General features: G+C 71.1%; 19 protein-coding genes, 1 tRNA gene and 1 pseudogene. 7 read left to right on the top strand and 14 right to left on the bottom strand.

The window, feature by feature from the left end:
• Positions 1-253 precede the first annotated feature (253 nt).
• From AB0B63_RS26335 to AB0B63_RS26370, 8 genes are all read right to left on the bottom strand, one after another.
• Positions 254-469 (bottom strand): DUF5988 family protein, encoded by a 216-nt coding sequence (locus AB0B63_RS26335; RefSeq protein WP_244253270.1) that lies wholly within the window; start codon positions 467-469, stop codon positions 254-256.
• Between the two features lie 163 nt (positions 470-632).
• Positions 633-1667, bottom strand: a complete 1035-nt coding sequence (locus AB0B63_RS26340) for a 2-oxoacid:ferredoxin oxidoreductase subunit beta (protein ID WP_357023381.1) — start codon at positions 1665-1667, stop codon at positions 633-635.
• Complete coding sequence (locus tag AB0B63_RS26345; RefSeq protein ID WP_357023526.1) at positions 1657-3537, bottom strand: 2-oxoacid:acceptor oxidoreductase subunit alpha; 1881 nt, start codon at positions 3535-3537, stop codon at positions 1657-1659. The genes AB0B63_RS26340 and AB0B63_RS26345 overlap by 11 nt, the downstream gene beginning before the upstream one ends.
• A 27-nt stretch (positions 3538-3564) precedes the next feature.
• Positions 3565-4410, bottom strand: coding sequence for an alpha/beta hydrolase (locus AB0B63_RS26350; protein WP_357023384.1), 846 nt, complete (start codon positions 4408-4410; stop codon positions 3565-3567).
• Positions 4411-4622: 212 nt separating this feature from the next.
• Positions 4623-5537: an NAD(P)H-binding protein gene (locus AB0B63_RS26355; protein ID WP_357023387.1), complete on the bottom strand. Its 915-nt coding sequence runs from the start codon at positions 5535-5537 to the stop codon at positions 4623-4625.
• 146 nt (positions 5538-5683) lie between these two features.
• Positions 5684-8866: an AAA family ATPase gene (locus AB0B63_RS26360; RefSeq protein WP_357023390.1), complete on the bottom strand. Its 3183-nt coding sequence runs from the start codon at positions 8864-8866 to the stop codon at positions 5684-5686.
• A 128-nt stretch (positions 8867-8994) separates the two neighbouring features.
• The gene (locus AB0B63_RS26365; protein WP_357023393.1) at positions 8995-12699 is read right to left on the bottom strand and encodes a hypothetical protein; all 3705 of its coding nucleotides are present in this window, start codon (positions 12697-12699) and stop codon (positions 8995-8997) included.
• Positions 12700-12723: 24 nt separating this feature from the next.
• Positions 12724-13155: a hypothetical protein gene (locus tag AB0B63_RS26370; protein ID WP_208569866.1), complete on the bottom strand. Its 432-nt coding sequence runs from the start codon at positions 13153-13155 to the stop codon at positions 12724-12726.
• Positions 13156-13538: 383 nt separating this feature from the next.
• Between AB0B63_RS26370 and AB0B63_RS26375 the strand changes: the two genes are divergently transcribed.
• Together AB0B63_RS26375 and AB0B63_RS26380 are read left to right on the top strand one after the other, a co-directional pair.
• Entirely contained in the window at positions 13539-14558 is a 1020-nt protein-coding gene (locus AB0B63_RS26375; RefSeq protein WP_357023396.1) for a class 1 isoprenoid biosynthesis enzyme, read from the top strand.
• A gap of 334 nt (positions 14559-14892) precedes the next feature.
• Positions 14893-15489 carry a hypothetical protein gene (locus tag AB0B63_RS26380; protein ID WP_357023400.1) on the top strand — a complete coding sequence of 199 codons (597 nt, stop codon included), beginning with the start codon at positions 14893-14895 and terminating at the stop codon, positions 15487-15489.
• A 19-nt stretch (positions 15490-15508) separates the two neighbouring features.
• Here AB0B63_RS26380 and AB0B63_RS26385 read toward each other — a convergent pair whose 3' ends face one another.
• The 3 genes from AB0B63_RS26385 to AB0B63_RS26395 form a co-directional block, all read right to left on the bottom strand.
• Positions 15509-17464: a hypothetical protein gene (locus tag AB0B63_RS26385; protein WP_357023403.1), complete on the bottom strand. Its 1956-nt coding sequence runs from the start codon at positions 17462-17464 to the stop codon at positions 15509-15511.
• 284 nt (positions 17465-17748) lie between these two features.
• Entirely contained in the window at positions 17749-19056 is a 1308-nt protein-coding gene (locus tag AB0B63_RS26390; protein ID WP_357023405.1) for a hypothetical protein, read from the bottom strand.
• Between the two features lie 250 nt (positions 19057-19306).
• On the bottom strand, positions 19307-19501 hold the full coding sequence (locus AB0B63_RS26395) for a helix-hairpin-helix domain-containing protein (RefSeq protein ID WP_357023407.1): 195 nt from the start codon (positions 19499-19501) through the stop codon (positions 19307-19309).
• 359 nt (positions 19502-19860) lie between these two features.
• Here AB0B63_RS26395 and AB0B63_RS26400 point away from each other — a divergent pair.
• Positions 19861-20079 (top strand): annotated as a pseudogene (locus AB0B63_RS26400) (site-specific integrase); the annotation flags it as partial.
• Positions 20080-20166: 87 nt separating this feature from the next.
• Here the strand turns inward: AB0B63_RS26400 and AB0B63_RS26405 are convergent.
• Positions 20167-20238: transfer RNA gene (locus AB0B63_RS26405), tRNA-Val, on the bottom strand.
• A gap of 57 nt (positions 20239-20295) precedes the next feature.
• Entirely contained in the window at positions 20296-20943 is a 648-nt protein-coding gene (locus tag AB0B63_RS26410; RefSeq protein ID WP_208569870.1) for a TIGR02611 family protein, read from the bottom strand.
• 272 nt (positions 20944-21215) lie between these two features.
• Between AB0B63_RS26410 and AB0B63_RS26415 the strand changes: the two genes are divergently transcribed.
• The gene (locus AB0B63_RS26415; RefSeq protein WP_053653619.1) at positions 21216-21647 is read left to right on the top strand and encodes an SsgA family sporulation/cell division regulator; all 432 of its coding nucleotides are present in this window, start codon (positions 21216-21218) and stop codon (positions 21645-21647) included.
• A gap of 301 nt (positions 21648-21948) precedes the next feature.
• Here AB0B63_RS26415 and AB0B63_RS26420 read toward each other — a convergent pair whose 3' ends face one another.
• The gene (locus tag AB0B63_RS26420; RefSeq protein ID WP_208569871.1) at positions 21949-22725 is read right to left on the bottom strand and encodes a glucose 1-dehydrogenase; all 777 of its coding nucleotides are present in this window, start codon (positions 22723-22725) and stop codon (positions 21949-21951) included.
• Positions 22726-22883: 158 nt separating this feature from the next.
• Between AB0B63_RS26420 and AB0B63_RS26425 the strand changes: the two genes are divergently transcribed.
• The 3 genes from AB0B63_RS26425 to AB0B63_RS26435 all read left to right on the top strand — a co-directional run bounded on the left by AB0B63_RS26425 (position 22884) and on the right by AB0B63_RS26435 (position 24551).
• Positions 22884-23798, top strand: coding sequence for an AraC family transcriptional regulator (locus tag AB0B63_RS26425; protein ID WP_357023412.1), 915 nt, complete (start codon positions 22884-22886; stop codon positions 23796-23798).
• 7 nt (positions 23799-23805) lie between these two features.
• Entirely contained in the window at positions 23806-24261 is a 456-nt protein-coding gene (locus AB0B63_RS26430; RefSeq protein ID WP_208569873.1) for an Rrf2 family transcriptional regulator, read from the top strand.
• A gap of 110 nt (positions 24262-24371) precedes the next feature.
• Positions 24372-24551 (top strand): DUF4236 domain-containing protein, encoded by a 180-nt coding sequence (locus tag AB0B63_RS26435; protein WP_208569874.1) that lies wholly within the window; start codon positions 24372-24374, stop codon positions 24549-24551.
• Positions 24552-24553 lie beyond the last annotated feature (2 nt).

Raw genomic sequence — 24553 nt, forward strand, 5'->3', positions numbered from 1 at the left:
CCCGGACCCGGCCCCACGGGATGCCCCGGCCCACATGGGCCGGTCCCCGCGAAACCCCGGTCCGCGCGAAAGCCCGGTCCGCGCGAAAGCGAAACCGCCGTCCACACCCGCCCGGAGCCCGGTCCCTGCACAGGTCCGCCGGCCGCGCCGACCGCTACCTGCCCGACCCGACTGCCGGGCACGGATCAGGTGCGAACAGCGCGGTGGCCGCCATCGGGGGGATGATGGCGGCCACCGCGGGTGGGGGGAAATGTCACTCGGCGACGCGGGTCTGCGCCGTCCAGCGGTAGATGACGACGTCGCCGTCGACTGCCGTCAGCGACTCTTCGGTGCGCTCGAAGTGCTCGTAGCCGCAGCCGTACCGGACTTTGATCTTCGGCTCCAGGCTGCTCACCAGCCGGGCCCGGAAGTCGTCGGGAAAACCGTTCGGGCCGCCCTCGAGACGAACCTTCACCTGCGACGTGGTCATGGCCATACCTCCGGCTCTGTGCGGTCGACGGGCTGTGCCCGACGGTGGGGTCGGGAAGCGCCGGTGCCGACGTCCCGGTCGGTGACGATGTCGGGCCGGTCCCCGGCCCGCACGGTCCGGGGACGTCCTCGGCCCCGCCCCTCTCGTCCCCGGTGCACGGCGATCAGCCGATCGTCCAGGTGTCGCCGCTGTCGAGCAGTTCGGCGAGCATCCCCGTCGGATCGTGCGGCATGGTCGCGGTGGCGTGCGCGAGCTGCGTGCGTACGGTGTCGTCGTAGCAGGGCCGGTCGATGGCGCGGAACACGCCGACCGGGGTGGTACTCAGGTCGGAGCCGGAGAGCCGGGTCAGCGCGAACGCGTACGCCGGGTCGGTGACCGACTCGTCGTGCACCACGATCTCGCCGGCGGGCACCTCCGCGGTGCGGCGTACGACGAGCCCGAAGCCGCCCGGCGGATGCGTGACGCAGAACCGGCCGTCCGCACCGAACCGGATCGGCTCGCCGTGGGTGAGCCGGATCAGGTGGTCGTCGCGGACGTCCGGGTCCTTGAGCGGCGCGAAGGCACCGTCGTTGAAGATGTTGCAGTTCTGGTAGATCTCGACGAACGCCGAGCCGCGGTGGGCCGCGGCGGCCCGCAGTACCGACTGCAGGTGCTGACGGTCGGCGTCCAGGGTACGGGCGACGAAGCTCGCCTCGGCGCCGAGCGCCAGCGAGAGCGGGTTGAAGGGTGTGTCGGGCGAGCCGACCGGCGTCGACTTGGTGGTCTTGCCCAGCTCGGATGTCGGCGAGTACTGCCCCTTGGTCAGGCCGTAGATCCGGTTGTTGAACATCAGGATCTTGAGGTTGACGTTGCGGCGCAGGGCGTGGATCAGGTGGTTGCCCCCGATCGACAGCGCGTCGCCGTCACCGGTGACCACCCAGACCGACAGGTCGGGCCGGCTGACGGACAGGCCGGTGGCGATGGCGGGGGCACGCCCGTGGATCGAGTGCATCCCGTAGGTGTCCAGGTAGTACGGGAAGCGCGACGAGCAGCCGATACCGGAGATGAAGACGATGTTCTCGCGCGGGATGCCCAACTCGGGCAGGAACCCCTGCACCGCGGCGAGGATGGCGTAGTCACCGCACCCGGGGCACCAGCGGACCTCCTGGTCGGAGCGGAAGTCCCGGGCGGTCAACGACAGGGCGACCTCAGGCATCACCGATCACCCTCTCGAAGACGTTCGCCAGTTCGCCGGTGGTGAACGGCGAACCCTCGACCTTGGTGTGGGACACCACGTCGACCAGGTACCGGGCGCGCAGCACCCGGGCGAGTTGCCCCAGGTTCATCTCGGGGACGACCACCCGGTCGTAGCGGGCCAGGACGTCGCCGAGGTTCGCCGGCAGGGGGTTCAGGTGCCGCAGGTGGACCTGCGCCACGGCAAGTCCCCGTCGGCGCAGCGCCCGGCACGCCGCCGTGATCGGCCCGTACGTCGAGCCCCAGCCGAGCACCAGCACCCGGGTGTCCGGGTCCGGGTCCTCCACCTCCAGGTCGGGCACCGGGATCGACGCGATGCGGGCCGCCCGGGTGCGGACCATGAGGTCGTGGTTGGCCGGGTCGTACGAGATGTCGCCGGTGCCGTCCGCCTTCTCCAGGCCGCCGATCCGGTGCGCCAACCCCGGGGTACCCGGCACCGCCCACGGCCGGGCCATCGTCTGCGGGTCCCGCAGGTACGGCAGGAACCGGCCGTCCGGGCCGTTGGGTTCCCGGGCGAAGCTGACCCGGAGGTCGGGCAGCCGGGACACGTCGGGCAGCAGCCACGGCTCGGAGCCGTTGGCCACGTAGTTGTCCGACAGCAGGATGACGGGGGTGCGGTAGGTCAGCGCGATCCGGGCCGCCTCGATCGCCGCGGCGAAGCAGTCCGCCGGTGTCGCCGGGGCGATCACCGCCAGTGGCGCCTCGCCGTGGCGGCCGAACAGCGCGATGTCCAGGTCGGCCTGTTCGGTCTTGGTCGGCATCCCGGTCGACGGGCCGGCGCGCTGCACGTCGATGACGACCAGCGGCAATTCCAGCGCGACCGCCAGGGAGATCGTCTCACCCTTGAGCGCCACCCCCGGCCCCGAGGTGGTGGTCACCCCCAGCGCCCCGCCGTAGGAGGCGCCCAGGGCCGCGCCGATCGCCGCGATCTCGTCCTCGGCCTGCACGGTGGTGATGCCGAACCGCTTGTGCTTCGACAGCTCGTGCAGGATGTCCGAGGCGGGCGTGATCGGGTACGCCCCCAGGAAGACCGGCAGCTCCGACCGGACGCCGGCCGCCACCAGGCCCAGCGCCAACGCCGCGTTGCCGGTGATGTTGCGGTACCGCCCGGGCGGCATCGGGGCCGGCGCGACCTCGTACCGGACGGTGAAGTCCTCGGTGGTCTCGCCGTAGTTCCAGCCGGCCCGGAAGGCGGTGACGTTCGCGGCGGCCAACTCCGGGCGGGTGGCGAACTTGCGTTCCAGAAACCGCAGGGTCGACGCGAACGGACGGGCGTAGATCCAGCTCAGCAGGCCGAGCGCGAACATGTTCTTGGCCCGTTCGGCGTCCCGCTTCGACACCCCCGTGTCGGCGAGCGCGCCGATGGTCAGCGTGGTCAGCGGCACCGGATGGACCTCGTACCCGTCGAGCGAACCGTCCTCCAGCGGGTTGGCCCGGTAACCGACCTTCGTCAGTTGGCGTCCGGTGAACTCGTCGGTGTCGACGATGATCGCCGCGCCGCGCCGCAGGTCGGCGAGGTTCGCCCGGAGCGCGGCCGGGTTCATCGCGACCAGGACGTCGGGTGCGTCGCCGGGGGTGAGGGCGTCGGAGGCGGAGAAGTGGAGCTGGAAGCTCGACACGCCCGGCAGGGTGCCGGCGGGCGCCCGGATCTCGGCCGGGAAGTTGGGCAGCGTCGCGATGTCGTTGCCGAGTTGGGCGGTCTCCGAGGTGAACCGGTCCCCGGTGAGCTGCATCCCGTCGCCCGAGTCACCCGCGAAGCGGATGACCACCCGGTCGAGCTGCCGGACCGGAGCCTGTCCCGTCGCCGCGCCGGTCGTCGTCGTGTCGTGCACCATCGTCGTCATGGTCTCGCCTCCCGATCGTCAGACGCCGAAACTGGAGAGCACCTCGCGCAGCCGGGCGGCGAAGGCGCGGGGGTGGGTGGTCAGGCCGGCGTGCCCGCCGGGGAAATCCGTGGTCGCCACCCCGAGGTGGGCCGCGAGGCGCTCGGCGGCGACGTAGCCCCACACGCCGTGCGAGTCCTGCCCGCCGGCCGGGACGACCCGGGTCGGCGCGGTCTTCATCGCGTCGAGATCGTCCATGTCGAGCCGGTAGTCCCGGAACGCGGGCAGGTCCCGGGCCAGGAAGAACTCGATGTTCGCGGTGCGCCGCTCGTCGGGTGGGGACATGGTCACCCCCGGCTCGGTCTCCAACCGGCGGAAGTCCACGCCGTTGAGCGCGCCCAGGCGTAGCAGGGCCGGCAGGCCACCGGTGCCCCGGTGCAGCTCCTCCGCCTCGTCCAGACCGGCGTTGACCGTGCGGCACATGTCGTCGGCCAGCAGGTCGAGGATCGGCGGCTCGTGCGTGACCAGCACCCGGACCTGCTCCGGGTGCCGGGTGGCCAGGTGCAGCCCGGTGAGGCCGCCGATGCTCGAACCGAACACCACCGCCGGCTCCGAGGCCACCTCGGCCAACAGCCGGTGCACGTCGTCGGCGTGGGTCTCCACGGGCACCGGACGCCCGTCGTCGGGGTCGATGACGCTGCGCGACAGGCCACGCCGGTCGTAGGTGACCACCGTGTACGCGTCGGCGAGCTGCTCGACCAGACCGGCCGCCCGGTCGGCGTCCCCGTCCCCGCCCTGGAGTATCAGCAGCACCGGCCCGGAACCACAGATCTGGTAGTACAGGTTGGCGTCCGGAACCCGAAGCGTGCGACCGATCTCACTCATACGCCCGATCGTCGCGGGCGGACCTAACGCGAACCTTGCGTGTGGCTGTAGCGCCCCGCCCGCCCGACGCGGGCCATCCTGCGGCGTGCCTGGGCGGCGGCAACGTCCGACGCGCGGGCATGCCCACCGGCAGCGCACCCGGCGGTGGCGTGCCTGACCCCGTCGCCGCCCGGCGGTGGCGCGCCTGACCCCGTCGCCGCCCGGCGGCGTGTCTAGGTGGTGGGGGCGAAGGTGGCGCGCAGCGCCGGTTCCAGCGACCGGCCGGTGGTGGGCGTGATGAACATTTCGGCCAGCAGCAGGTCGCCGAGGTGGGTCGGGTTGAGGCCCGCCTCCCGGCGCGCGAGACCGTGCAGCAGGCCACCGCAGCCCAGCGAGGCGCGGACGACGGGGGCGGGCAGACGGCCGACCCGACGGGGACGGCCGACCGCGTCGGCGATGCGGCCCATCATCGCCGCCCAGGTGAGATTCTCGTCGGCGACCGGGACGTCCTCGCCCCGGGCCTGTTCGAGCGCGTCGACGGCGACCTCGGCCACGCTGCGCGCCGAAGCGGCGGCCGTTCCACCGACGGGGACCGCCAGCGGCGCCCGGGACCGTGCCCACCGGTCGAGCGGGCCGGCCCAGTTGGGCAGCCGGTCGCCGGTCCGGCCGAACACGAACGGCAACTCCAGCACGGTGACCGGCAGATCCGGGCCGGCGGCGGCCCGGCCCTCCCGGGCCTGTTCCCACCGACACCTGATGTACGAGTGGCGGGTCGTGAGACGCCACCGTGGATGCAACCGGTCGAAGTGGGTGTAGTAGGAGCCCATGACGACCCCCCGGGTGAGCCCCTCCTCGCGGGCGGCGGTGAACAGGCGCACCACCGGGTCGACGAGTTCCCGACGCAGGAGCGGGTGGATCGGCCGGGGCAGCACCCGCTGCTCGTCCGCCCGGGTGGCGAGGACGACCCCGTCGTGGCCGGCGAGCAACGGCCGGAGGTCGTCGATCGCGGCGGACTCCAGATCGAGCAGGTGGTCGACGCCCGGCTGGGCGGTACGGGCCACCGTGGTGACCGGGTGGCCCCGCCCGCGCAGCACCCCGACCACATGGGTGCCGATCAGGCCGCTGCCGCCCACCACGAGAATTCTCACGTCCCATCGTCCACTCCGGACGGGGCGGCTTGTCAAGCGGTGCACCGCCGCGAGGTGCTGTCAGGTGCCGAAACCGAACGGCACGTAGCGGTCACCGAGGACGTGCCGGAAGCCGTACGGCAGGATGCCCGCCACGGTCGACGCCGCTATCGCGTAGGCAGGGTCGCCAGTTCGGCGAGGAGCCGTTCGGCGCGACGGGTGTGCAGGAACGCCCCCCGCTCGGCGGACACCGCCCGTGCCTGCTCGGCGGCGGCGGTCACGACCTCGACCGGCTCACCCTGGGCCCGCAGGAGCCGGGCCCGCAGCAGGAGCAGCAGCCCTTCCGGATGGCGCTGACCGCAGGATTCCAGATAGAAGTCGGCCTGGTCGAGCGCCGTCGCGGCGGCGTGGACCGCCCCACCGGCGATGAGCATCTCACCGAGCAGCCCGTGCCAGGCGGCGACGTCCGAGCGGGGCGGGTCGAGCAGGTGCGAGGCGATGAGCTGTCGCGCCCGGTCCGCGTTGCCGATCGGGTCCCGGCCGGTGACCGCCAGCGCCCAGTAGCGGGCCAGCCGCTGGTAGGTGCCGAGGAAGACGAAGGAGAACCCGGGATCGACCGCTATCCCCCGCCCGGAGGCGCGCAGCGCCAGCACCGGATCGCCGACGATCACCGCGATGCGGGTGGCGGCGCACGCCCACACCGTGACCATGTACGGGTCCTCGCCGGCCAGGTCTTCGAGCCCGTCGAGCAGGGCCCGCCCGTCCGCCACCGCACCGTGCAACGTGGTGACCTCGGCCAGCATCGCGGCCATCAGCAGCTGGAGGTCGTGCCGCACTGGGTCCCCGTCCCGGCGCGGAATGTCGAAGATCATGTCCCGGGACCGGTCGAGCCAGCGGATCGCCTCGCCGATCTCCCCGTAGTCCCACTGTTGCAGGCCCCAGGCGTGCAGACCGCAGGCGAGCACCCACGGATCGCCGGACTCCTCGCCCCAGCGCAGCAGCCGGCGGGCCAACGGGGCGCTGCGGTCCAGCTCGATCGCCTGGACCAGGGCGGCCCAGCGGGAGTAGAGGAAGCTGGCCGCCTCCCGTTCCAGGCCGAGGCCACAGGCCAGGTGCTCGGCCCGCTCCAGCAGGTCGGTCACCGAGAAGCCGTACATCGACCGCATCCCGAGGACCGCGGTGAGCTGGGCCAGCGCGGCCAGCTCCCACTCGGCGAGGCCCGCGCCGCGGGCCACCTGCACCGCCGCGCGCAGGTGTCGCTCGGCGACGTCGAGCGCCGACTTGCCCGCCGCGTGCCGGCCCGCGCGGATCAGCGCCCGGGCCGTCCGGGCCGGCTCGGCGAGCAGACCGGCGGACCACAGGTGGTGCGCGAGGCGCTCGGCCACCGTCTCGGCGTCCGGCCCGCCCCGTTCCAGCGCGTCCGCGATACGCAGGTGCAGCTGCCCGACCTGTGCCGGTCGGGTCGTCGCGGCCACCGCCTCGCGCACCAGGTCGTGGGCGAATCTCAGCGAGAACGGATCGTCCGGCCGGCTCTCCAGCATGCCGAGCGCCTGCACCGGTTCCAACCGTTCGAGGCAGCCGTCGAGGTCGAGGCCGGCGGCGCGGGCGAGCAGTCCGAGTTCCACCTCCCGGCCGATAAACGCGGCAATCCGGAGCAGGTCGCGGGCGTCGGCGTCCAGCCCGGCCATCCGGTCGATGACCACGTCCCGTACGGTGGCCGGCACGCCGGCCCGCCCCCGGGGCCGGTCGTTGAGCAGGCGGGACAGCTCCCGGACGAAGAACGGGTTCCCGGCGGTGCGGGCGAGGATGCCGCGGGTCGCATCGGGGGTGGGCACGGCACCGGTCTCCCGGCGGATGAGTTCGGCCACCTCGGCTTCGTTGAGGTTGCCGAGGATGATCCGCTGGTGGCCGGGGAGCCGGCTGAGCGTGGCGAGCATCCGGGACAGTGCGGAGCCGGGGGTGGGGGCGCGGTCGCGTAGCGCACCGATCAGCGTGGTGCGGTCGGGCAGGCGGGCCGCGAGGTGGCTGACCAGTTGGAGTGACGCACTGTCAGCCCACTGCAGGTCGTCGAGCACGAGCACCATCGGCCGCTGCGCCGAGGCCGCCGCGATGATCGCGACGACCTGCTCGAAGAGCCGGAACGGGAAGCCGTTGTCGGGCAGCACCGGCGCGGCGAGGACATCCCGGCGCGGTTCCAGGAGGCTGCCCAGTTCCCGGCCGACCGAGGTGTGTCGTTGCCCGGCGGGCAGCCCGTCGAGGACGGCGCGGATGACCTGCACCCACGGCCACATCGCGGGGGCGCCGCCGCCCTCGGGGCAGTGCCCCCGGACGACGAACGCGCCGCGCTGCTCCGCCTCTGCGGTGGCCTCCCGGAGCAGCCGGGTCTTGCCGACCCCGGGCTCGCCCTGGACGACCACGAGCGCGGTGCCCCCGGCGAGGGCCGCCGTGGTCGCGTGGCGCAGTGCCGCAAGTTCGCCGGCCCGGCCGACCAGGCCGCCACCGGTCGGGGCCTGTAGCGGGGGTGCCACGGGCGGCACCGACCGCGGCGACGCCGGGCCGAACGCCCGGTGGTAGGCCTGCCCCAGGGCCGGGCCGGGGTCGACCCCCAGTTGCTCGGCGAGGTCGGTGCGGACGGCCCGGAACACGGCCAGTGCCTGTGCCTGCTGACCGGCGGCGGCCAACGCGGTGACCAGGCTCGCCTGCACCGGCTCGTGCAGGGGTGCCATCGTCGCCGCCAGGCGCAGGGGGGCCAGCACGTGGTGCGGCTGCCCCAGCGAGACGGCCAGGTCGGCGGCGACGACGGCGGCGGCGAGGAACTCCCCGTCCAGCGCCGCGAAGAGGGCGACGGCACCCGGCCGGTGCACGTGCCCGTCACCGGCCGGCCCCCGCCACAACGCGAGCGCCCGCAGGTATGCGTCGAGGGCGGCCACGCCCCGCCCTCCGACCCGGTGGGCGTCGGCGGCCACGACGTGCTCGCGGAAGGCGACCAGGTCGAGCATCTGCGCCGTGGCGGACAGCCGGTAGCCGGTCGGGTGCCGGTGCAGGTAGGAGCCGACCGCGCGGGGTGGTAGCTCGGGTTCCAGCAGGCGGCGCAGCGCACCGACATACTTGTGGATGACGTTGAGCGCGGTCGCGGGGGCGTCGTCTCCCCAGACGAGGTCGATCAGCTCGGTGGCGCTGACCGGCCCACCGGCGCGGGCCAGGAGCAGGGCGAGCAGGTAGGCCCGCTGGCGGGGACCGGGGTCCAGCTCGACGCCGTCCCGCCAGGCCCGGAGCGGGCCGAGGATCTGCAGTCGCAGTGCGCCTGGCGAGCGGATCCGGTGCTCGCCCCCGACGCCCTGTCCCGACATCAGCCCCGCCACACCTCGGTACCCCCGGCCGTCGACGACATCGACGGCCTTCAGCTTACGCGAAAGGCCGCAATGCCGACCGGAGAGCAGGGCGTGCCCGAGGCGGTGGCCGGCTGACCGGGCGTCACTCACCAGCGCCAGCCGTCGCGCCCGTTGTCCGGCACGGACTCCACACTCAGGTGCGCGTTCAGGCCGTGGCCGGTCAGGTAGGTCTGGACGAGTTGGCCCTGCACGACCGTGTTGTTGTAGATGCTCATCGAGGTGCTGTCCTGGTGGACGCACCAGAGCTGTCCCTCGCTGTGCGGGTCGTAGTCGTCGAGCACGACGTGGGCGCCGGGCCGGGGCAGGCCCCCGTCGGGGGTGGACGTCAGGTACTCGTCGCCGTGGAGCAGATAGAAGCACCGGTCGGCACCGCGCTGCCCGGCCGGCACCGGCTGCCACTCCCTGGTGCCGGTCGTGGTGGGCAGCAGTTGTACCGGTCGGCCCTCGACACCGTCCGGGCCGGCCACCCCCAGCTCGGCCTCCGTGCCGGCGGGGGCGGTGACGGGCAGGATGTCCCGCCGCAGTTCGAGGTCCGTCGAGGAGGAGAAGAACCAGCGTTGGTACGGCGAGTCGGTGGCGTCCCGGGCGGCCAGCAGGAAGTCGCCCGGCAGCGCGGTGAGCGCCTGCCCGGTCAGGTAGTTGAGCAGGGTGTACGTGCCGTCGCCGTTGCTCACCGGCCGCCACAGCTGGGCCAGCGACGGTGACCAGCCCAGTGCGGCACGGGCGTCCGGGGCGGCGTCGGCCAGGCCCAGGTAGCGGTCGTCGGTCGAGTTGCCCTCCCGTACCCGTTGCAGGCGCAGGTGACCGGGGAACTCGTTGTCCCATTCCAGCCGCCACTGTTGCGCCCGCGACGGGTCGTACGCGGTGTCCACGACGAGCGGCCCGCCGTTGGGCTCGGCGTCGGCCACCCGGGTGGTGGCCGCGTTGCGCAGCAGGGCCCGGCCGGGCATCGTCGGCGTGGACAGTGGTGGCACCTCCGCGGCGGCGCGCAACTCGAAGCCGTAGGTCACCGGGTGGTGGTCGGAGTTGATGATCGTCGTCTCCGTGTGGGCCTGGAAGAGCCTCGGCGCACCGTTGCCGTAGGCGGTGACGGCGTAGTCCAGCGTGCGTACCGGCCCCAGGGTCGGGTGGGTGTTGCCGTCCGGGGCCATCACGCCGTACTGGTTGGCCGGTAGGGCGTTGCGCAGATCCTGGGGCTCACGGTTGAAGTCGCCGAGCACGATCCACTCGTACGGGCCGTTCGGGCCGGGATTGTTCTGGATGTACGTGCGGATGTTCGCCAGCGTGGTCGGGATGTCGTTGCCGGCTCCGTTGCCCGACCAGCCGTGCACGGTGAAGAAGAACGTCTCACCGATCCGCACGCCGAGCGCCGGCCGGGCACCCGCCTGACCGGCGACCAGGGCGATCTGGTCGGCCCGCTGGGCGGTGGCGATGGCCAGGTTGACCCGGTTCGGGCCCTGCGTCGAGGTGTCCGTGTTCAACCAGTAGAGGTGACGGGTGGGTTCACCGAGCAGGGTGCCCAGGTAGTACTCGTACACCGGAGGGAAGACACCGTTGTTCTGGAACACGTTCTGGGTGTACTGGCCCCGCTCGTGCGCGCTGCCGGCCGGTGGCGACCCGGCCTCCTGGAGCGCCACCGCCAGCGCCCCCGCGCTGAGGAAACCCGTCACGGTCGCGTACTTGTTCTCGTAGGTGCCGCCCGCGCTGGAACCCGCGCCCTGCATGTTCCAGGTCACGACCGTCCGGCGGTTGCCGTCGCGTGGTTCGAGTTGGCCGACGTCGCGCAGGAACAGCGACGGCCACCGTTCGCCGGTGCGTACCGCGACACCCTGGCCGGCGTAGTTCACGGTCTCCCGGCCGGACCAGTCCTTGATCGCCGCACCGCCCTGGCTCAGCGGGGTGAACGCGCGCGGATTCGCCTGGTCGGACCCGAACTGGTAGATCGCCTCCGCATCGGCGCCGTCGCTGGAGTACGGCTCGTAGGGCAGGTAGGGACCCCCGGCGACGGACTGTTTGATCATCGTGTTGCGGTGGAAGACGTTCTGCGGGCCGGACGCGCCGGACCACTTGATCGCCTTTGCCGCCGCCGCCCACCAGATCGGAAACCAGGTGCCGTCCTCCAGTTCGCCGCCCTCGCCGCCGCAGTTGGCGGTGCAACTGCCGGACCGGTGCTCGTACGGGACACGGACGGTGTTGCCCTCGAACAGGTTGTAGCGTTCCCAGCCGCCGTGCAGGTTGAGGTCGGAATCCAGGTCGTTGCCGAACGCCACGTTGCCGCTGGCCGACCACTGGAACGTGAAGTGCCGCAGGTTCCGGCTGGTGTTGTAGGCCCAGAGCGAGTCCCAGACCCGGCTGCCGCGCAGGTAGCCGTTGCCGCCCTTGCCCTTGTTCCACGCCCCGTCGAACGTGTTGTGCTCGATCTGGAGGTTGCGGGCGACCTCGGTGACGATCGGGTGCGAGCCGGTCATCGACCCGGCCAACCCACGCGCCCAACTGTTCGCGGCCCACTTGAAGGCGATGCCGTGTATGGCGTACTCGGGGGCCAGGTTGCCGTAGTTGTGCACGGCGTCGGTCGGGCTCGGCTGGTAGACGCCACCGAGCAGCTTGGGCAGGCCGGACATCTCCTGGGAGAACGCGAAGTTCTCGAAGCCGACGCCCTCCACCGCACGCAGCGGGGTGATCTTGCTGGTGTAGACGTTGCCGGCGATCGGCGCGGAGCCGTCCGAGGTGGAGTCGACCGGTGCGTCGTACTCCAGCGGGCGGTCCAGGGTGACGGTCTTCGCCGACGTGTTCACGGCGGTCGCCCGGAACATCTGCTGGCGCATGTGCAGGTTCTCGCGGGTGCCCGGGTCGTCCGGCGCGAGCCCCTGCTGCTCGTAGAATCGCAGGCTGTTGGCGACCCCGACCCAGACGTAGCCGCCGACCCGGAAGCCGTCCATCTTCGCCTTGGCGTCGAGCCGGATCACGTTCTGCCCGGCGCGGGCCGAGAATCCGGGGTCGGTGGAGGCCGATCCCAGTTTCTGGCCGGAGGCCCAGTGCTGGTTGATCGAGCCCTCGAACAGGTCCTTACGGTTGGCGGGGGCGGCGGACCACTCGTCGGCGTACCGTTCGGCGACCTCGCGGGTCTGCACCTTGAACAACGCCCGGCCCGGCCAGATCCAGCCCCCGGTGCCGGTGTCCGGTGCCGAGCCGAACGTCATGGTGTCCTGGTTCCACCGGCTGCCGTCGGCGGTCAGCGTGTCGTACCGGGTGTTGACGTCCGGCCGGAACACCACCCGGGTCCCGCCGCTGCCCGCGCCCTGGCCCCGCAGCACCAGGAAGTTCGCGTCGACGTAGATCTGCCGGGAGATGTCGATCCGCCCGGCCGGCAGCGCGATCAGCGAGAGCCGGCGGGCGTTGCCGGACGGCGAGCAGTTGGCCTTGATCCGGTCGATGGCCGACTGGAGGCCCACGCTGTCGTCCACCGAGTCGTCCGCACGGACCCCGAACTCACCGGCCAGCCGGGCCGGGTCGATCGTGCAGGCGCCGCCGGCCAGATCTCCGTCGGTCGGCAACGACTGGCCGCCGAGATAGCCGACCCGGGACCAGTCGGGCATCCCGGCGACCCCGCCGATCCGGTTGCCGGCGGTCAGCTCGGCATCCCCCGCGACGCCCGCCACCAGCGACGCCGCCCCGCCTGTCGACGGCGGCACCCCCGCCGGCCGGGCCGCTGCCTGCGCCGACGACGGCGGGGGCACGGCGACCGTCGAGATGAGCAACAGCCCCAGCAGTACGCGGGCAGCGCGGACCATGAGCGTCTCCCTGTTCCGGGTGGATCAGTACCGGTAGTAGTGCGCGTCCTTACGGCCACCGGAGGCGGTCGTGCCCTCGGCGGCGATGCCGATCCCGGTGACGCCGTTGTAGAACGTCTCGTACTTCCGGTTCGGGCCGATCACCAGGAAGGTGTCGGTGCTGGTGTTGAAGTGCCCGACGACCGAGATCAGGGTGGCCTCGCTGCCGGTCGGCACCGGCCCCCACCAGCAGTCGGCTCCCGGGTCGAGGACCGGGCCCAGGGGCAGGGTCTGGTTGTTGAGCGCCAGGTACTCGAGGTGCACCCGGTAGTTGCCCCAGGGGCAGAGCTGCACCCACCCGTCGCGGATGGTGGAGGCCGAGGCGGGCGTCGTGGGCGCCACGACCAGCGCGACCGCGCCGATCGACGCGACGACCGTCGCCAACACCCGCCGGAGCTCGAAACGCTTCGATGTCATGCCAGGCAGGGTAGGTCGCCCCAGTGGACAGACAGTGAATCCCCGATTCAGTACGCCACACCGCCTGATCACCCGGCACTATCGGTGACGGAGAAGCCGAGAGTGGTCGTGGCGTGCCGCACCTCACGACCGGGCCGTGAGCTGACCCCTCCGGCCCGCGCTGAGGTCACCACTGCGAACCGGCGCGTCATCAGCCGAACACACCCGGTGATGTTCTTCGATAGTGTCGCTACATGGCCCACAGTCGTGAACAAGCCCCTAGGCAACGATCGATCCCCGCAACGCACTCGCACCGGCCGCCCGGCGGGCACGGTGGCCGGCGGTGACGGGTCCAGATCCTGCATCAGGGCCGTCCCCGTCGGCTCGGCCCGCGTGCACCGGCCGTGTCCACTGAGGTCATCGCGGTACTGCGTCTCGCGCCACTGGCGCTGGGCTGGCCGAGCGTGTATCGGTTCGTCAGACGCGACATCGACGAGATCATCGAGGTCTTCGACCGGACGGTAGGGCCGATCATCGACGCGAGCATCACCGGCGAAGGCCGACAACGGGAGATCTCGCGGATCCTGCTAAGCACCAGCGTCAAGGTGTGTCTGGGCATGTCGGGCTACGCGCAAGCCGTGGGCATCGCATTCCAGGCCGACCGGGCCGTGCTGGGAAGCTCCTTCACCCGGGTGTACGACGACCTGTTCGACAACTTCCACGTCCCCGACCTGGACGAGCGGTTGACGGTCCTGTTCGACGGCGGGTCCTTCCAGCCGCAGTCGGATGCCGAGATAATGCTGTTGGGGCTCTACCGCGCCATCGAGACGGTGCTGCGGCACGAGGATTCCGTACCGGTCCATGCGGCACTTCGCCGGATGCACAGGTTCCAGATCCAGTCGCGGCAGCAGCGCGGTTCCGTCGTCTCGGGGCAGGCCCTGCGGCGGATCACCCGCGGCAAGGGCGGACTCGGCACGACAGCGCTCTTCGGGCTGCTCCGGCCGGCGCTGCCACCGCTCGACCAACGGCTGCTCGTGGAACTCGGCGACGTCCTCCAGGTGTTGGACGACTACCACGATGTGGCGCTGGACCGCGCCACCGGCGTGACCACCGAGGTGACGCTGGGATCGATCACCCTGTTCGAGACCGGCCGACGAATCGGGCACCTACGCCGGGAGTTCCGCCACCGGTACCCCGAGGGCAGCCGTGACCGACTGTTCGGCATGCTGTTCATGATGCTGGCGGGTGGGCTGGTCCATCACCTGATCGACCGACATCGGCAGCGATCCGGCACCCTCGCCCGCCCGCGTCTACCCGCAGCGGAACCCGACTCCACCGATCGCCGGCCGCATCGGTTGCTCCTCTGGCCGGCGGGGAACATCCGTCCCATGGCGGCAAACCCCCGTGCAGATGACAGCCGCTGACGTACAGGCATTGTCTAGCGGTTTGTCTTCACGTTCGGTGGGTGTGCGATCGCGGCCGGTAGAGTAGGCGGGAGAAAGTCGATCGCTCCTGAACAGTGAACCCGGGAGACGAGCGGGCCGCGTGGTCGCCGTGGCGAGGAGCACGGCGGCAGCAGCGCGGTGGGGTGCCGGTGAGAGGCGGCAGGCGGTGGGGACAGCAGAGGGAATGCTGGCCGATTCGGGCAGCGTACGGCCGGGCGTCCTGATACCCCCGGCACCACTGGGCTGGCCAACTGCGTTGTTGCGGCGACTCGCCGTCGGCTCTCACCGGTCGTCCTTTGCACACGCCCGCAATGTGACACTGGGCTGGCTGGTGGCCGCCGTGCTTGCTGTGATCACCGATCGTCTGCTGGTCGAACACGTTCTGGCTACCTGGACCGCTGTCGCGCTGATCGGGTACACGCTCACGCGTGCTGCCGCACTGGTGCTCTTCGAACGGCGGCAACAAGCCTTCGAGTGGAGTTGGCTCGACGCGCAGTCACAACTGCTGCGGCGACACCCCTTCGAGGTGGTCGCGCTCCGGGTACAGGTAACCGTCGAGGAGAGCCGGTCCGCCGTCCGCACGGTGGATCTGACCAACCCCGCCGACGTGGCCTGGTTGCTGAACCAACAGGCCGACCTCGGTGCCGGCGTCTCACCCCAGGCGCGAATCGAATTCGGCTACTGGGGCAACGACGGTGCCGGGCGCGGCAGCGACAGCGTGCGGAGACGTCTGACCGACCTGCAGATCCGCCCGGTGGACATACCCATCACCTGGGCACGCATACGTTTTCCGCAGGCCCGCTACGTCGCGGTGGTGGACGACGCCGGGTCTGGCGACCGGTGGCCCGGCCGGGTGGCGCACTGGTCCCTCAGCGGGCCGGTGCAACTCACCACGGCGCGGGCGACGTGATCCCCGGCCCGCCCGACAGTCATCCGCGAGCTGCCGGCTCCGCCTCCGGCGCTTCCACCGGCCCCGGTCCGGGCCGGCCCAGACGGTCCTGAAGCAGCGCGTGCCGGAACTGGTAGAGCGGCCCCACCTGGCGTAGCACGCCGAGCTTGTGCGCGTCCGCAAGAAACGTCATCAACCGTAGCGGCGTTTTGCCACGCCACGCCAGCCAGATCCGCGCCAACACGAGCTGAGCCCACGCGCTGGTGGCGTAGACCATCATCCCGAGGCCGGCAGCCCCGAGCAGCAGCCCCACCGAGGCACCGAGAAGTCCCTCCGTCGCCGGGGTCAGGTGATAGATCAGGCCGTACTGTTCGGCCCCGACGACGCCCCCCATGAAGCCACCGACCAACGCACCGGCCGTCGCCCCCAGGACGGTCCCGTACAGGACGGTGCTGCGGTCACCGCGCAACACGTTGCCCGGACTGGCCGGTTCCTTCGTCTCGGTCGGCTCGGTGAACCGTCGCACCATTCCGAACACCAGGCCGAAGAACAAACCGATCAACACCCCGTAACCGGCGCTGAACAGCAGACCGACGATCAGACCACCGACCAGGGCGCCCACCACGCCGAAGCCGATGTCCCGAACCAGAAACTCCGGAGCCAGATCCGCGCGGCGAAGCATCCGGGGCACGAACCGACGTGGCCGCTTGTCCCGCAACCTTCCCAGCGGGAGCGCGGCGAAGAAGCCAACTCCCAGGCCGAAGGCCGCCCCCAGGTAGGGCCGGCCGAACAACGCGAACATCACCCAACCCAGTAAGCCACACCCCAGCGTGCCCACCGTCACCCGCACGACCTGCGGGACCGGACGGGGCACCGCCCGGGTCAACTGCCACCAGGCGAGGTCACGGGTCCCCAGGGTCTGGAGATGCATGGCCAGGAAGACCAACGCCTGCTGGGCGACCGCAGGATCCCACCGACGGGAGGCCCGGGTCGGATTCGGCACGCCACGGTGCGGGCGGGCACGGAACACCGTGGGGATGAACCGATCCAGGAAATACTCCTCGACGTCACGCTGCCGGGGAAAACGGTCCCTGTCGAGCAGCTCACCCGGTGACACGTCCTCAGCTCCATAGACGGTCCGTGCAAGCGCGAGCATCAGCGGGTTGGTCAGTGTCTGTGCCAGCTCGTTCGACGGATGGGCCACCAGGTCGGCCAGGACCGGCTCCCACTCCTCCAACCGGGCGTCGGCGCTGGCGTCAAGCAGGAAGTTCGCAGCCGCCTGAGGTTCAAGCGGCCGAAGACGGACGACCAGCACACCCATGAGCAAGTTCTGTTCGTTGGCCGCCAGGAATTCCTTCGTACGGCAAGTCAACACGAAAGGCTCGCCGGACCAGTCGCTGTCGAGCGCGTGCAGTGCCACGGACCGAAGCGCTGGTGCCATCTCGTCCAGGCCATCCAGGATCGGCAACACCATGCGCTGGGTGACGATCTCACGGACCGCGGTGGCGCCGAACCGGACCTCGCTACCCAGGAACGGATAGTCCTCCACCAGTCGCCGGACCAGCCAGTCGTCGAGGTTCTCCGCCGGGTCCCAGGAGGCGATCTGCAACAGCAGCGGCACTCGCCCGGTTGCTTCCTTAAGCAGGTCGAGGGCAAGAATGACGCACAGACCCGTCTTACCCGAACCTGGTTCGCCGATGACCACCATTTTGCGGGGCTGCCCGACGAATTCATCGATCAGCCGCGGTAGCTCCCCGGTGGACGGCAGCGGTACCCGGGCTCTCGGCCGTTCCGTCACCTCCCAACGGACCGGCATCTGACGCGTCTCCTGAAGCTGACGCCGACGAGCCTCCTCATCCCACTGCTTGCGCACCTCGATGGCGAGCACCTGCACGGCCTGGTCGACCTGCTCCTCGGTGCTCGGCGTGCCGGTTCCCGGCGGGGCGACCTTCAACAGCGGCAGCAGCGCGGCCACCGTCGACACGATCGTCAGCACTGTCGTCAGGTTGGAAACACCGAACCGCATCCACACGCCTGCGGTGACGGTGCCCAATACAAACCAGAGGAGTAGTGGATACGCCGCCCTACGTCGCCACATGTTCGCCATCGAACCCCGTCGACCTACCCTTCACCCCGCACCGACGCCGCGTGCATCCCCACGCCCACGAAGCGTGCCACGCCCATCGCAGGCAGTAAAGCGGGGGCAGTGTCTGCCACGGTGAGCGGTGCGGTCCTCAAGGTCACAACGGGAGATCCAGGCGATTCGATCTCAGGGACCCGTCAGGACTCCTCTCTACCTCCGAGCTGACGCTGCGCCCGTTCGGCGACCTCACTGGAGACCCTGCCCATCACCGATCTGGCCCGGCCGAAGGCGCCCACACCGAAACGGCTGGCGGCACCGATGCCCTCCGCACCGGTCTCCAGCACCTTGTCCTTGACCCCTACGCCCGTGTCGAGGACCTTGTCACGCACCCCGGTCCCCGATTCGAGGACCTTGTCACGCACCTCCACCGCCGCGTCCCGCCATCGCCTCGCACTCCACGACCGATGGTCGCGATCGATGCCGAGCCGGCCGTGGAACTCGACGACGGCGGTCCCGACGTGGTTGGTCGAATGCACGACGGCGCGGGAAGTGGCCGGATTGAGCAGCACCTTCGCGTTGGCCGTCCCGGCGGCCGCGTCCATCCGGGCCAGCAGACGCTCGGTGCTGCGCGAAATGAGATCAAGGCGATGACGTCGGGCGATCCGGACAGCGACCCGATGCTCCTCCAGGTCTTCCGGCGACGCATCCAGCACCCGGTCGAGTTCGAGCACGGCGACCGCGTCCTGGAGCTGGAAGCAGCGGGCCAGCACGGCGAGCCACTCCTGCACCTTGATCTCGGCTTCCCTGGACGTCCTGGCCAGGTCACCAATCTTGGTCTGGGTCTCCATTTTCTCGGCGATGGCGTCGAGCTGCCGCAGCGCGTACGCCTGGGTCCGGGCCAGTGGCACCGGCGTGGCCTGCACCTTCGACCAGGTGACCTCGGAAACCCTGCCCACCTGCTCGCGGATCGTCAGCGCCTCGTCGATGACGAGTTCCACCCCGATCATGTCCGCCACCACCGCATCGGTCTGGGCACGGAGCACTGCGTCGACCTTGGCGTCGATCACAGCGAGGTATTCGGTGATCTCGTCCATGGCCTGTTGCATCGCAAGTTGCGTCATCAGCCCGGCGGCGCCGGTCAGGACCGCCGGATTGGTCAGCAGTGTGCCGGGGTTCTTGTGCACTATCTCCAACAGACCGGTGATCTTGCCACGGTCGGTCAGCACGGCACGGCTGAGGCCGTCCCCCGAGCCCTTCATCAGGTCGTACTTCTTCATCGCCTGCGCCGATGCCGCGGTCAACTGGACCCAGCGACCGGAGTGCTCCGCGATCTCGGAGCCGCTCTTGGCGATCGTCGATCCGGTACGCAGGGTGGAGCTGAGCCTTTTGAGCCCGAGGTCTTTCGACGGCAGCCGTTCAGCGGTAAGGAAGCGATCGACAGTCGCCGGATGCCCGATGACCGCCAGACCATCGCCGTCACTGATCAGCTGAATCTCGTTCTCCAACGTCCACTCCTCGCGGCCCTGGCACGAATTCGTCCCACGCTACCGGCGACGTCGCCACCCTCACCATGGGCCGCTCGTCCCAATGGTCTCGGGGTCGGTGGATGCCGTGCAGTAGGTGGAACCGGTGGCCGGACGGCTCATTCCGTTCGCGGCCTACCGAACGATCCGGTGAACAGCGCATTGACCGCAGAACAGCGGGAACACGGGTCGGCAATTGCTCCCGGCGGCGTCGGTCGCGGGCTACGACTCCCTATCCGAGACTCAGACCGTGCCGTTCCAGTGCATCCTGGATGATCCCGAGCGCCTTCGGTCCCATGCCGTGCAGCTTGGCCAGCTCGGCGCGCGGCACTCCCACGAGGTCACGCAGCGTCGGATAGCCGGCGTCACGCAGGGCCCGAGAGGCGGGCGCACCGATCTTCGGCAGGGTGTCGAGGTCGGCGCTCACAGCACTGATCGTAAGCACACCCGGGCAGCGGCGCGGTCCCGCGTACCCCGGGCCTCATCCGCCAGCACGACGACTCCTTCCTGCCCGCATCGCCCGCAGACTGACACGGCTCGGTCCTGTTCCGGCACCTGGTCCAGCGCCTCGCCGACACCGCCCTCACCGGACAACCTCCAGCCTGGCTCACCCCACCCCCCACCTCCGGCAGAGCCACCAGGCACCAGGTGCATCGGGCACGCAGCGGGCAGGGCTGGCTGAACGCCTAGGCTCGGCCCATGGAAGGCATCGAGGCTGGGGCCATGTTCCTGTGTGGCGCGCTGAGTTGCCTATTCGTCTGCCTCATGCTGTGCGCCGTCGCTGCGACATGGGCTACCCGGCCCGAACGTAGACGCTGAACCCCCATCCACGATGCCCGGCGGACCTGCACCACCCTCCTGGCCGACCTCGACCTGCCTCGACGGGGCGTCATGCGGATCCCCCGGCACGGCCGCTTCGCGGTGCCGATGGAGATCTACACCCAGGTCTCGTCCACCGCGACCCGGGACGCCCTCAAGCGCCTCGGCGCATCGCTCACCCCGTAGCCGGGCTACTGTGCTTCGCTGCGGTACGACAGCAGAAAGGCCACCTCCCGAACTCGGGAAGCGGCCTCTGACCTGCGGAACTGAGAGTGGGCGATGCTGGTATCGAACCAGCGACCTCTTCGGTGTGAACGAAGCGCTCTCCCACTGAGCTAATCGCCCTCAGCGCCGTTGACTCTACCCGATCGTGGGGCGGAGCCAAAAACCCGGGGTGCCCGTTCAGGTCGTGGCGAGGTAGCGCAGCAGTTGGGCGACCAGGTCGATGCCGAGGCTGTACTTGAGCGAGAGCCAGAGCACCACGGCGACGAAGACCAGGCCGACGGAGCCGAGCAGGAACCGCACCGGCAGCGACCTGGTGGTGGCCCACCGGGTCCAGGCGTGGACGTGGCGGCGGGTGAAGCCGAGCAGTCGGCGGGCCCAGTGGAACTCGACGGCCCAGATGGCGAGGCCGGCGATGACGATCAGCCAGCCGGGGCCGGGCAGCGGGATGAGGGCGATGCCGACGGTCACCACGAGCGCCCCGGCGACGGCGATGAATATCTTGAGGGCGACCCGGCCGGTGGGGTTGGCCCGGATCAGCTCGAGGGTGGTGCGCAGCCGCCAGCGCCAGCCGGTGGGGCGGGCGGCCAGGGCGGTACGGCCCGACCGGCCCGCGCCGCCCCGGGCCCGCCCGTTGGCGGCCGGTCGGGACCGGCCTCGGGCGGCGCGGGAGGCGCCGGCGGTGCGCCCGGTGTCGGAGGTCGTCCGACCGTCTCGGTCCGATGGTGTGATCGGCACCCTGTCACCCCGCCTTTTGGCTGCTCGGGCCCCTACTTTCGGTGACTCGGCCGTACTCACCGCATCCACTGAGGAACGCTTCGTGGCCATTTCACCCCCCAGTGTCGTCCTGGACCGTCACTTGCGCAGACCACTGGACGTTACCGGAGTAAGTCGACGACTGAACCACCCGACTTCGGACGGGCTCCCGACTGGGCAGAACCGGAAATCCTACAAGAATTCTCACATTCTCACGGCGATTCGGACCCCCTTCCCACCACTGGGTGAAGTCAGCGTATGGCGGAGCGTAGCCAGCAGTAGCACCTGAGTATGGGAAAAGCGGGACACGCGCGTTCCGCAGCGGTGCCGGGGGGAGAACGTCCATGAGTGTCATCCGACCGACGACCGTAGAGGTCGAGACGTCGCTAAGGCTCGTCGCGCCTGACGCCACCGCATTGCCGGTGCGTGCCAGCCTGCGTTACGACCCTGCTGATCCGTATGCGGTCCATGTCCTGTTCCACGCCGAATCGGCCGGGGGCGAGGCGGTGAGCTGGTCCTTCGCCCGCGAACTGCTGGTCACCGGCCTCGACGAGCCGGCCGGCATCGGCGACGTCCGGGTCTGGCCCTGGGCCACCCCGCGCGGCGACTTCGTCGCGCTGGCCCTGTCGTCGCCCGACGGTAACGCCCTGTTCGAGGTCCCGCGCAGTGTGCTGGTGCGCTTCCTGCGCCGGACCTACGTCGTCGTCCCGCGCGGCCGGGAGGCCGAGCACCTGGACGTCGACACGGCGGTGACCCGGCTGCTCGCCGGCCGCTGACCGACCCGTACCGGAGCCGCGCGGATCTGCCGAGTCCGCGCGGCTCCGGCCGTCCACTTCCAGTCCGCACCATTCCGACCCCCACCGCCGGTACGGACCGACCGTTGGGCACCCGGGCGCGACCCAGCCCGCCGGTACGCGACCCGACCGCCGGCCCCGGGCGCCACCCAGCCCGCCGGTACGCGACCCGACCGTCGGGCACCCGGCCCGACCCAGCCCGCCGGCCCGACCGCCGGACCCCCAGGCCCGGCCGCCCACCGCCGGACCCCGGGCCCGGCCGGCCACCCGTCGGGTACGCCGGTCAGCCGTGGGTGGTGATGCCGCCGTCCACCGGGATCACCGCGCCGGTCAGGTACGCCCCGGCCCGCGACGACAGGTAGATCGCCGTGCCGGCCATGTCCTCGGGGCGGCCGATCCGACCGAGCGGCACCTGCTGGGCGATTGCCGCCCGCGACGCCGGGTCGTCCAGGGCGAAGGCCATCATCTTGCTGTCGAACGGGCCCGGGGCGATCGCGTTGACCGTGATCCGCTCGGCGGCGAGCTGGTGGGCCAGGCTGCGGGTGAGCATGTGCACGGCTGCTTTCGTCGCGGAGTACGCGTACACCTCCATGGCCGGCACCCGGAGGCCGTCGATGGAGCCGATGTTGATCACGCGGGCTGGGTCGTCGTCGTCGGCTGCCGCGCGCAGCAGCGGCAGCAGTGCGGTGGTGAGCCGGAAAACCGCCTTCACGTTGACCGACCAGAGCTTGTCGAACGCGGCGTCCGGGTACGACTCCAGCGGCGCACCCCAGGTCGCGCCCGCGTTGTTGACCAGCACGTCGAGCCGGTCGTACCGTTCGCCGACGGCGGTGGCGAGGGCCTCGGCGCCCGCGTCGTCGCTGAGGTCGGCGGGGATCGCCTCGCAGCGCCCCTCGGCGGACAGTTCCTTGGCCACCGCCTCGCACACGTCTGCCTTGCGGGACGAGATGACCACGGTGGCCCCGGCCCGGACGAAGCCCCGGGCGATCATCAGCCCGATCCCCCGGGAGCCGCCGGTGACCAGGACCGTCTTGCCGTCGACCGAGAACAGATCCGTCATGAGCACCCCATCGCACGTCGCGGTCCTTACCGATCGGTAACGTAGTCCGGTCCCGGCGGGCGGACAACCCCGCGACGGTCGACCGGGCCACCCGGGAGCGCGACCGGGTCCCGTCGCCGGGATGCGACCCCGGCCGTCCCCGGTTACGGTCGAAGACGATGGTCCCTTCCGGTCAGCTTCCCCCGGCAACCCGTCCCGACCTGCCCAGCCCCGAGATCGACATCCTGGAGCTGGGCGACCTCACCCCCGGCGCCGGCCAACCCCGGCCGGTCCTGCTCGACGACGATCTGCTCATCCTGGTCACCGGTGGGCACGGCATCGTCGAGCTGGACTTCCACGCGCTGCCCTGCCGGCCCGGCACCCTGCTGCGGGCCACGCCCGGCCAGGTGTTGCGCTGTCCCGCGCGGCTCGACGCGATCGTGCTGCGCTGGCACGCCGACGCCCTGCACGGGCTGGACGTCGACCCCGCCGCGGTGCCGCACCACCACCAGCTGACCGGTGAGGACGAGGACGCCGTCATCAACGAGGTCTCCCAACTCGTGGTGGACCACCGGCGGCACCGGGACGACCCGGCCGTCCGCGCCCTGCTCCGGCACCAGCTCGCCGTCCTGCTCATCCGGCTGGCCCTGCTGCCCGCTGCCCGCGACTCCGAACGGGCACCCGACGACACCGATCCGCAGCGGACCGAGGCGGCCACGTTCCGCCGGTTCTGCCGGGAGGTGGAGGCGGGTTACCCGTACACCCGCCGGGTGGAGGACTATGCGGCCCGCCTGGGCTGCTCGGTGCGTACCCTGACCAGGGCCTGTCTGGCGGTGACCGGGCGCAGCGCCAAGCAGGTGGTCGACGAGCGGGTCGCGCTCCAGGCCCGCCGGCTGCTCGCCGCCACCGACGAGCCGGTGGCCCGGATCGGTCGCCAGCTCGGCTTCCCCGAGCCGACGAACTTCGGCCGGTTCTTCACCCGGGAGGTGGGGGTGAGCCCGGGTGCGTTCCGGGCCGCCCGGGGGCGGTCACCGCAGCGGATCGTCGCGCCACGTCGACCCGGCGGCCCCTGCACCCCCGCCGGACGGGCATGATGGCAGGGTGCAGATCTCCGCGCGCGGCGACTATGCGGTTCGAGCGGCCCTGAGCCTGGCCACCGCCTACCCCTCCCTGCTCTCCACCCAGGCGATCGCCAGCGAGCAGGACATGCCGCGCAAGTTTCTCGAAGCGGTCCTGGCCGACCTGCGTCGGGCCGGCGTGGTCCGCGCGCAGCGCGGCGCCGAGGGCGGTTACACCCTGGCCCGACCGCCGCGCGAGGTCACCGTCGGGGCGATCCTGCGCGCCGTCGAGGGCCCGTTGGCCGGGGTACGCGGGCTGCGCCCCGAGGAGACCAGGTACGAGGGCTCGGCGGAGAACCTTCCCCGGCTCTGGGTGGCCGTCCGCGCCGCCGTCCGACAGGTGCTCGACGAGGTGAGCCTCGCCGAGGTGGTCAGCGGCCGGCTCCCGACGCACGTGCGGAGGCTGACCACCCTGCCCGACGCGTGGGAGCCGCGCTGAGTCACCGCGTCCGTCCAGCTCGGACCGGAGCAGGTTTCGGATTTGGTGGATGCGGGCATCTACCGGGTCGAGACGGCAACGACGACAGGGAACGCGAAGGGAGCGCCACGATGGGCCTGATGTTCCGTAAGCGCAAGAAGTACGGGCCGATCATCCTGAACTTCACCGAGAACGGCTTCTCGTCGTGGAGCATCAAGATCGGCCGCTGGTCCTGGAACTCCAAGGCCAAGGCGCACCGCGTCGACCTGCCGGGGCCGCTGTCCTGGAAGCAGGACAAATCCCGGGCGTGACG

Origin of the sequence: Micromonospora sp. NPDC049081, assembly GCF_040648835.1 — a bacterium.
Classification (GTDB): Bacteria; Actinomycetota; Actinomycetes; order Mycobacteriales; family Micromonosporaceae; genus Micromonospora; species Micromonospora antibiotica.

Coding starts and splice junctions, on each gene's coding strand:
- AB0B63_RS26335 (WP_244253270.1), bottom strand. CDS start 469: ATGACCACGTCGCAGGTGAAGGTTCGTCTCGAGGGCGGCCCGAACGGT.
- AB0B63_RS26345 (WP_357023526.1), bottom strand. CDS start 3,537: ATGGTGCACGACACGACGACGACCGGCGCGGCGACGGGACAGGCTCCG.
- AB0B63_RS26350 (WP_357023384.1), bottom strand. CDS start 4,410: ATGAGTGAGATCGGTCGCACGCTTCGGGTTCCGGACGCCAACCTGTAC.
- AB0B63_RS26360 (WP_357023390.1), bottom strand. CDS start 8,866: ATGTCGGGACAGGGCGTCGGGGGCGAGCACCGGATCCGCTCGCCAGGC.
- AB0B63_RS26365 (WP_357023393.1), bottom strand. CDS start 12,699: ATGGTCCGCGCTGCCCGCGTACTGCTGGGGCTGTTGCTCATCTCGACG.
- AB0B63_RS26370 (WP_208569866.1), bottom strand. CDS start 13,155: ATGACATCGAAGCGTTTCGAGCTCCGGCGGGTGTTGGCGACGGTCGTC.
- AB0B63_RS26410 (WP_208569870.1), bottom strand. CDS start 20,943: ATGGCCACGAAGCGTTCCTCAGTGGATGCGGTGAGTACGGCCGAGTCA.
- AB0B63_RS26415 (WP_053653619.1), top strand. CDS start 21,216: ATGAGTGTCATCCGACCGACGACCGTAGAGGTCGAGACGTCGCTAAGG.
- AB0B63_RS26420 (WP_208569871.1), bottom strand. CDS start 22,725: ATGACGGATCTGTTCTCGGTCGACGGCAAGACGGTCCTGGTCACCGGC.
- AB0B63_RS26425 (WP_357023412.1), top strand. CDS start 22,884: ATGGTCCCTTCCGGTCAGCTTCCCCCGGCAACCCGTCCCGACCTGCCC.
- AB0B63_RS26435 (WP_208569874.1), top strand. CDS start 24,372: ATGGGCCTGATGTTCCGTAAGCGCAAGAAGTACGGGCCGATCATCCTG.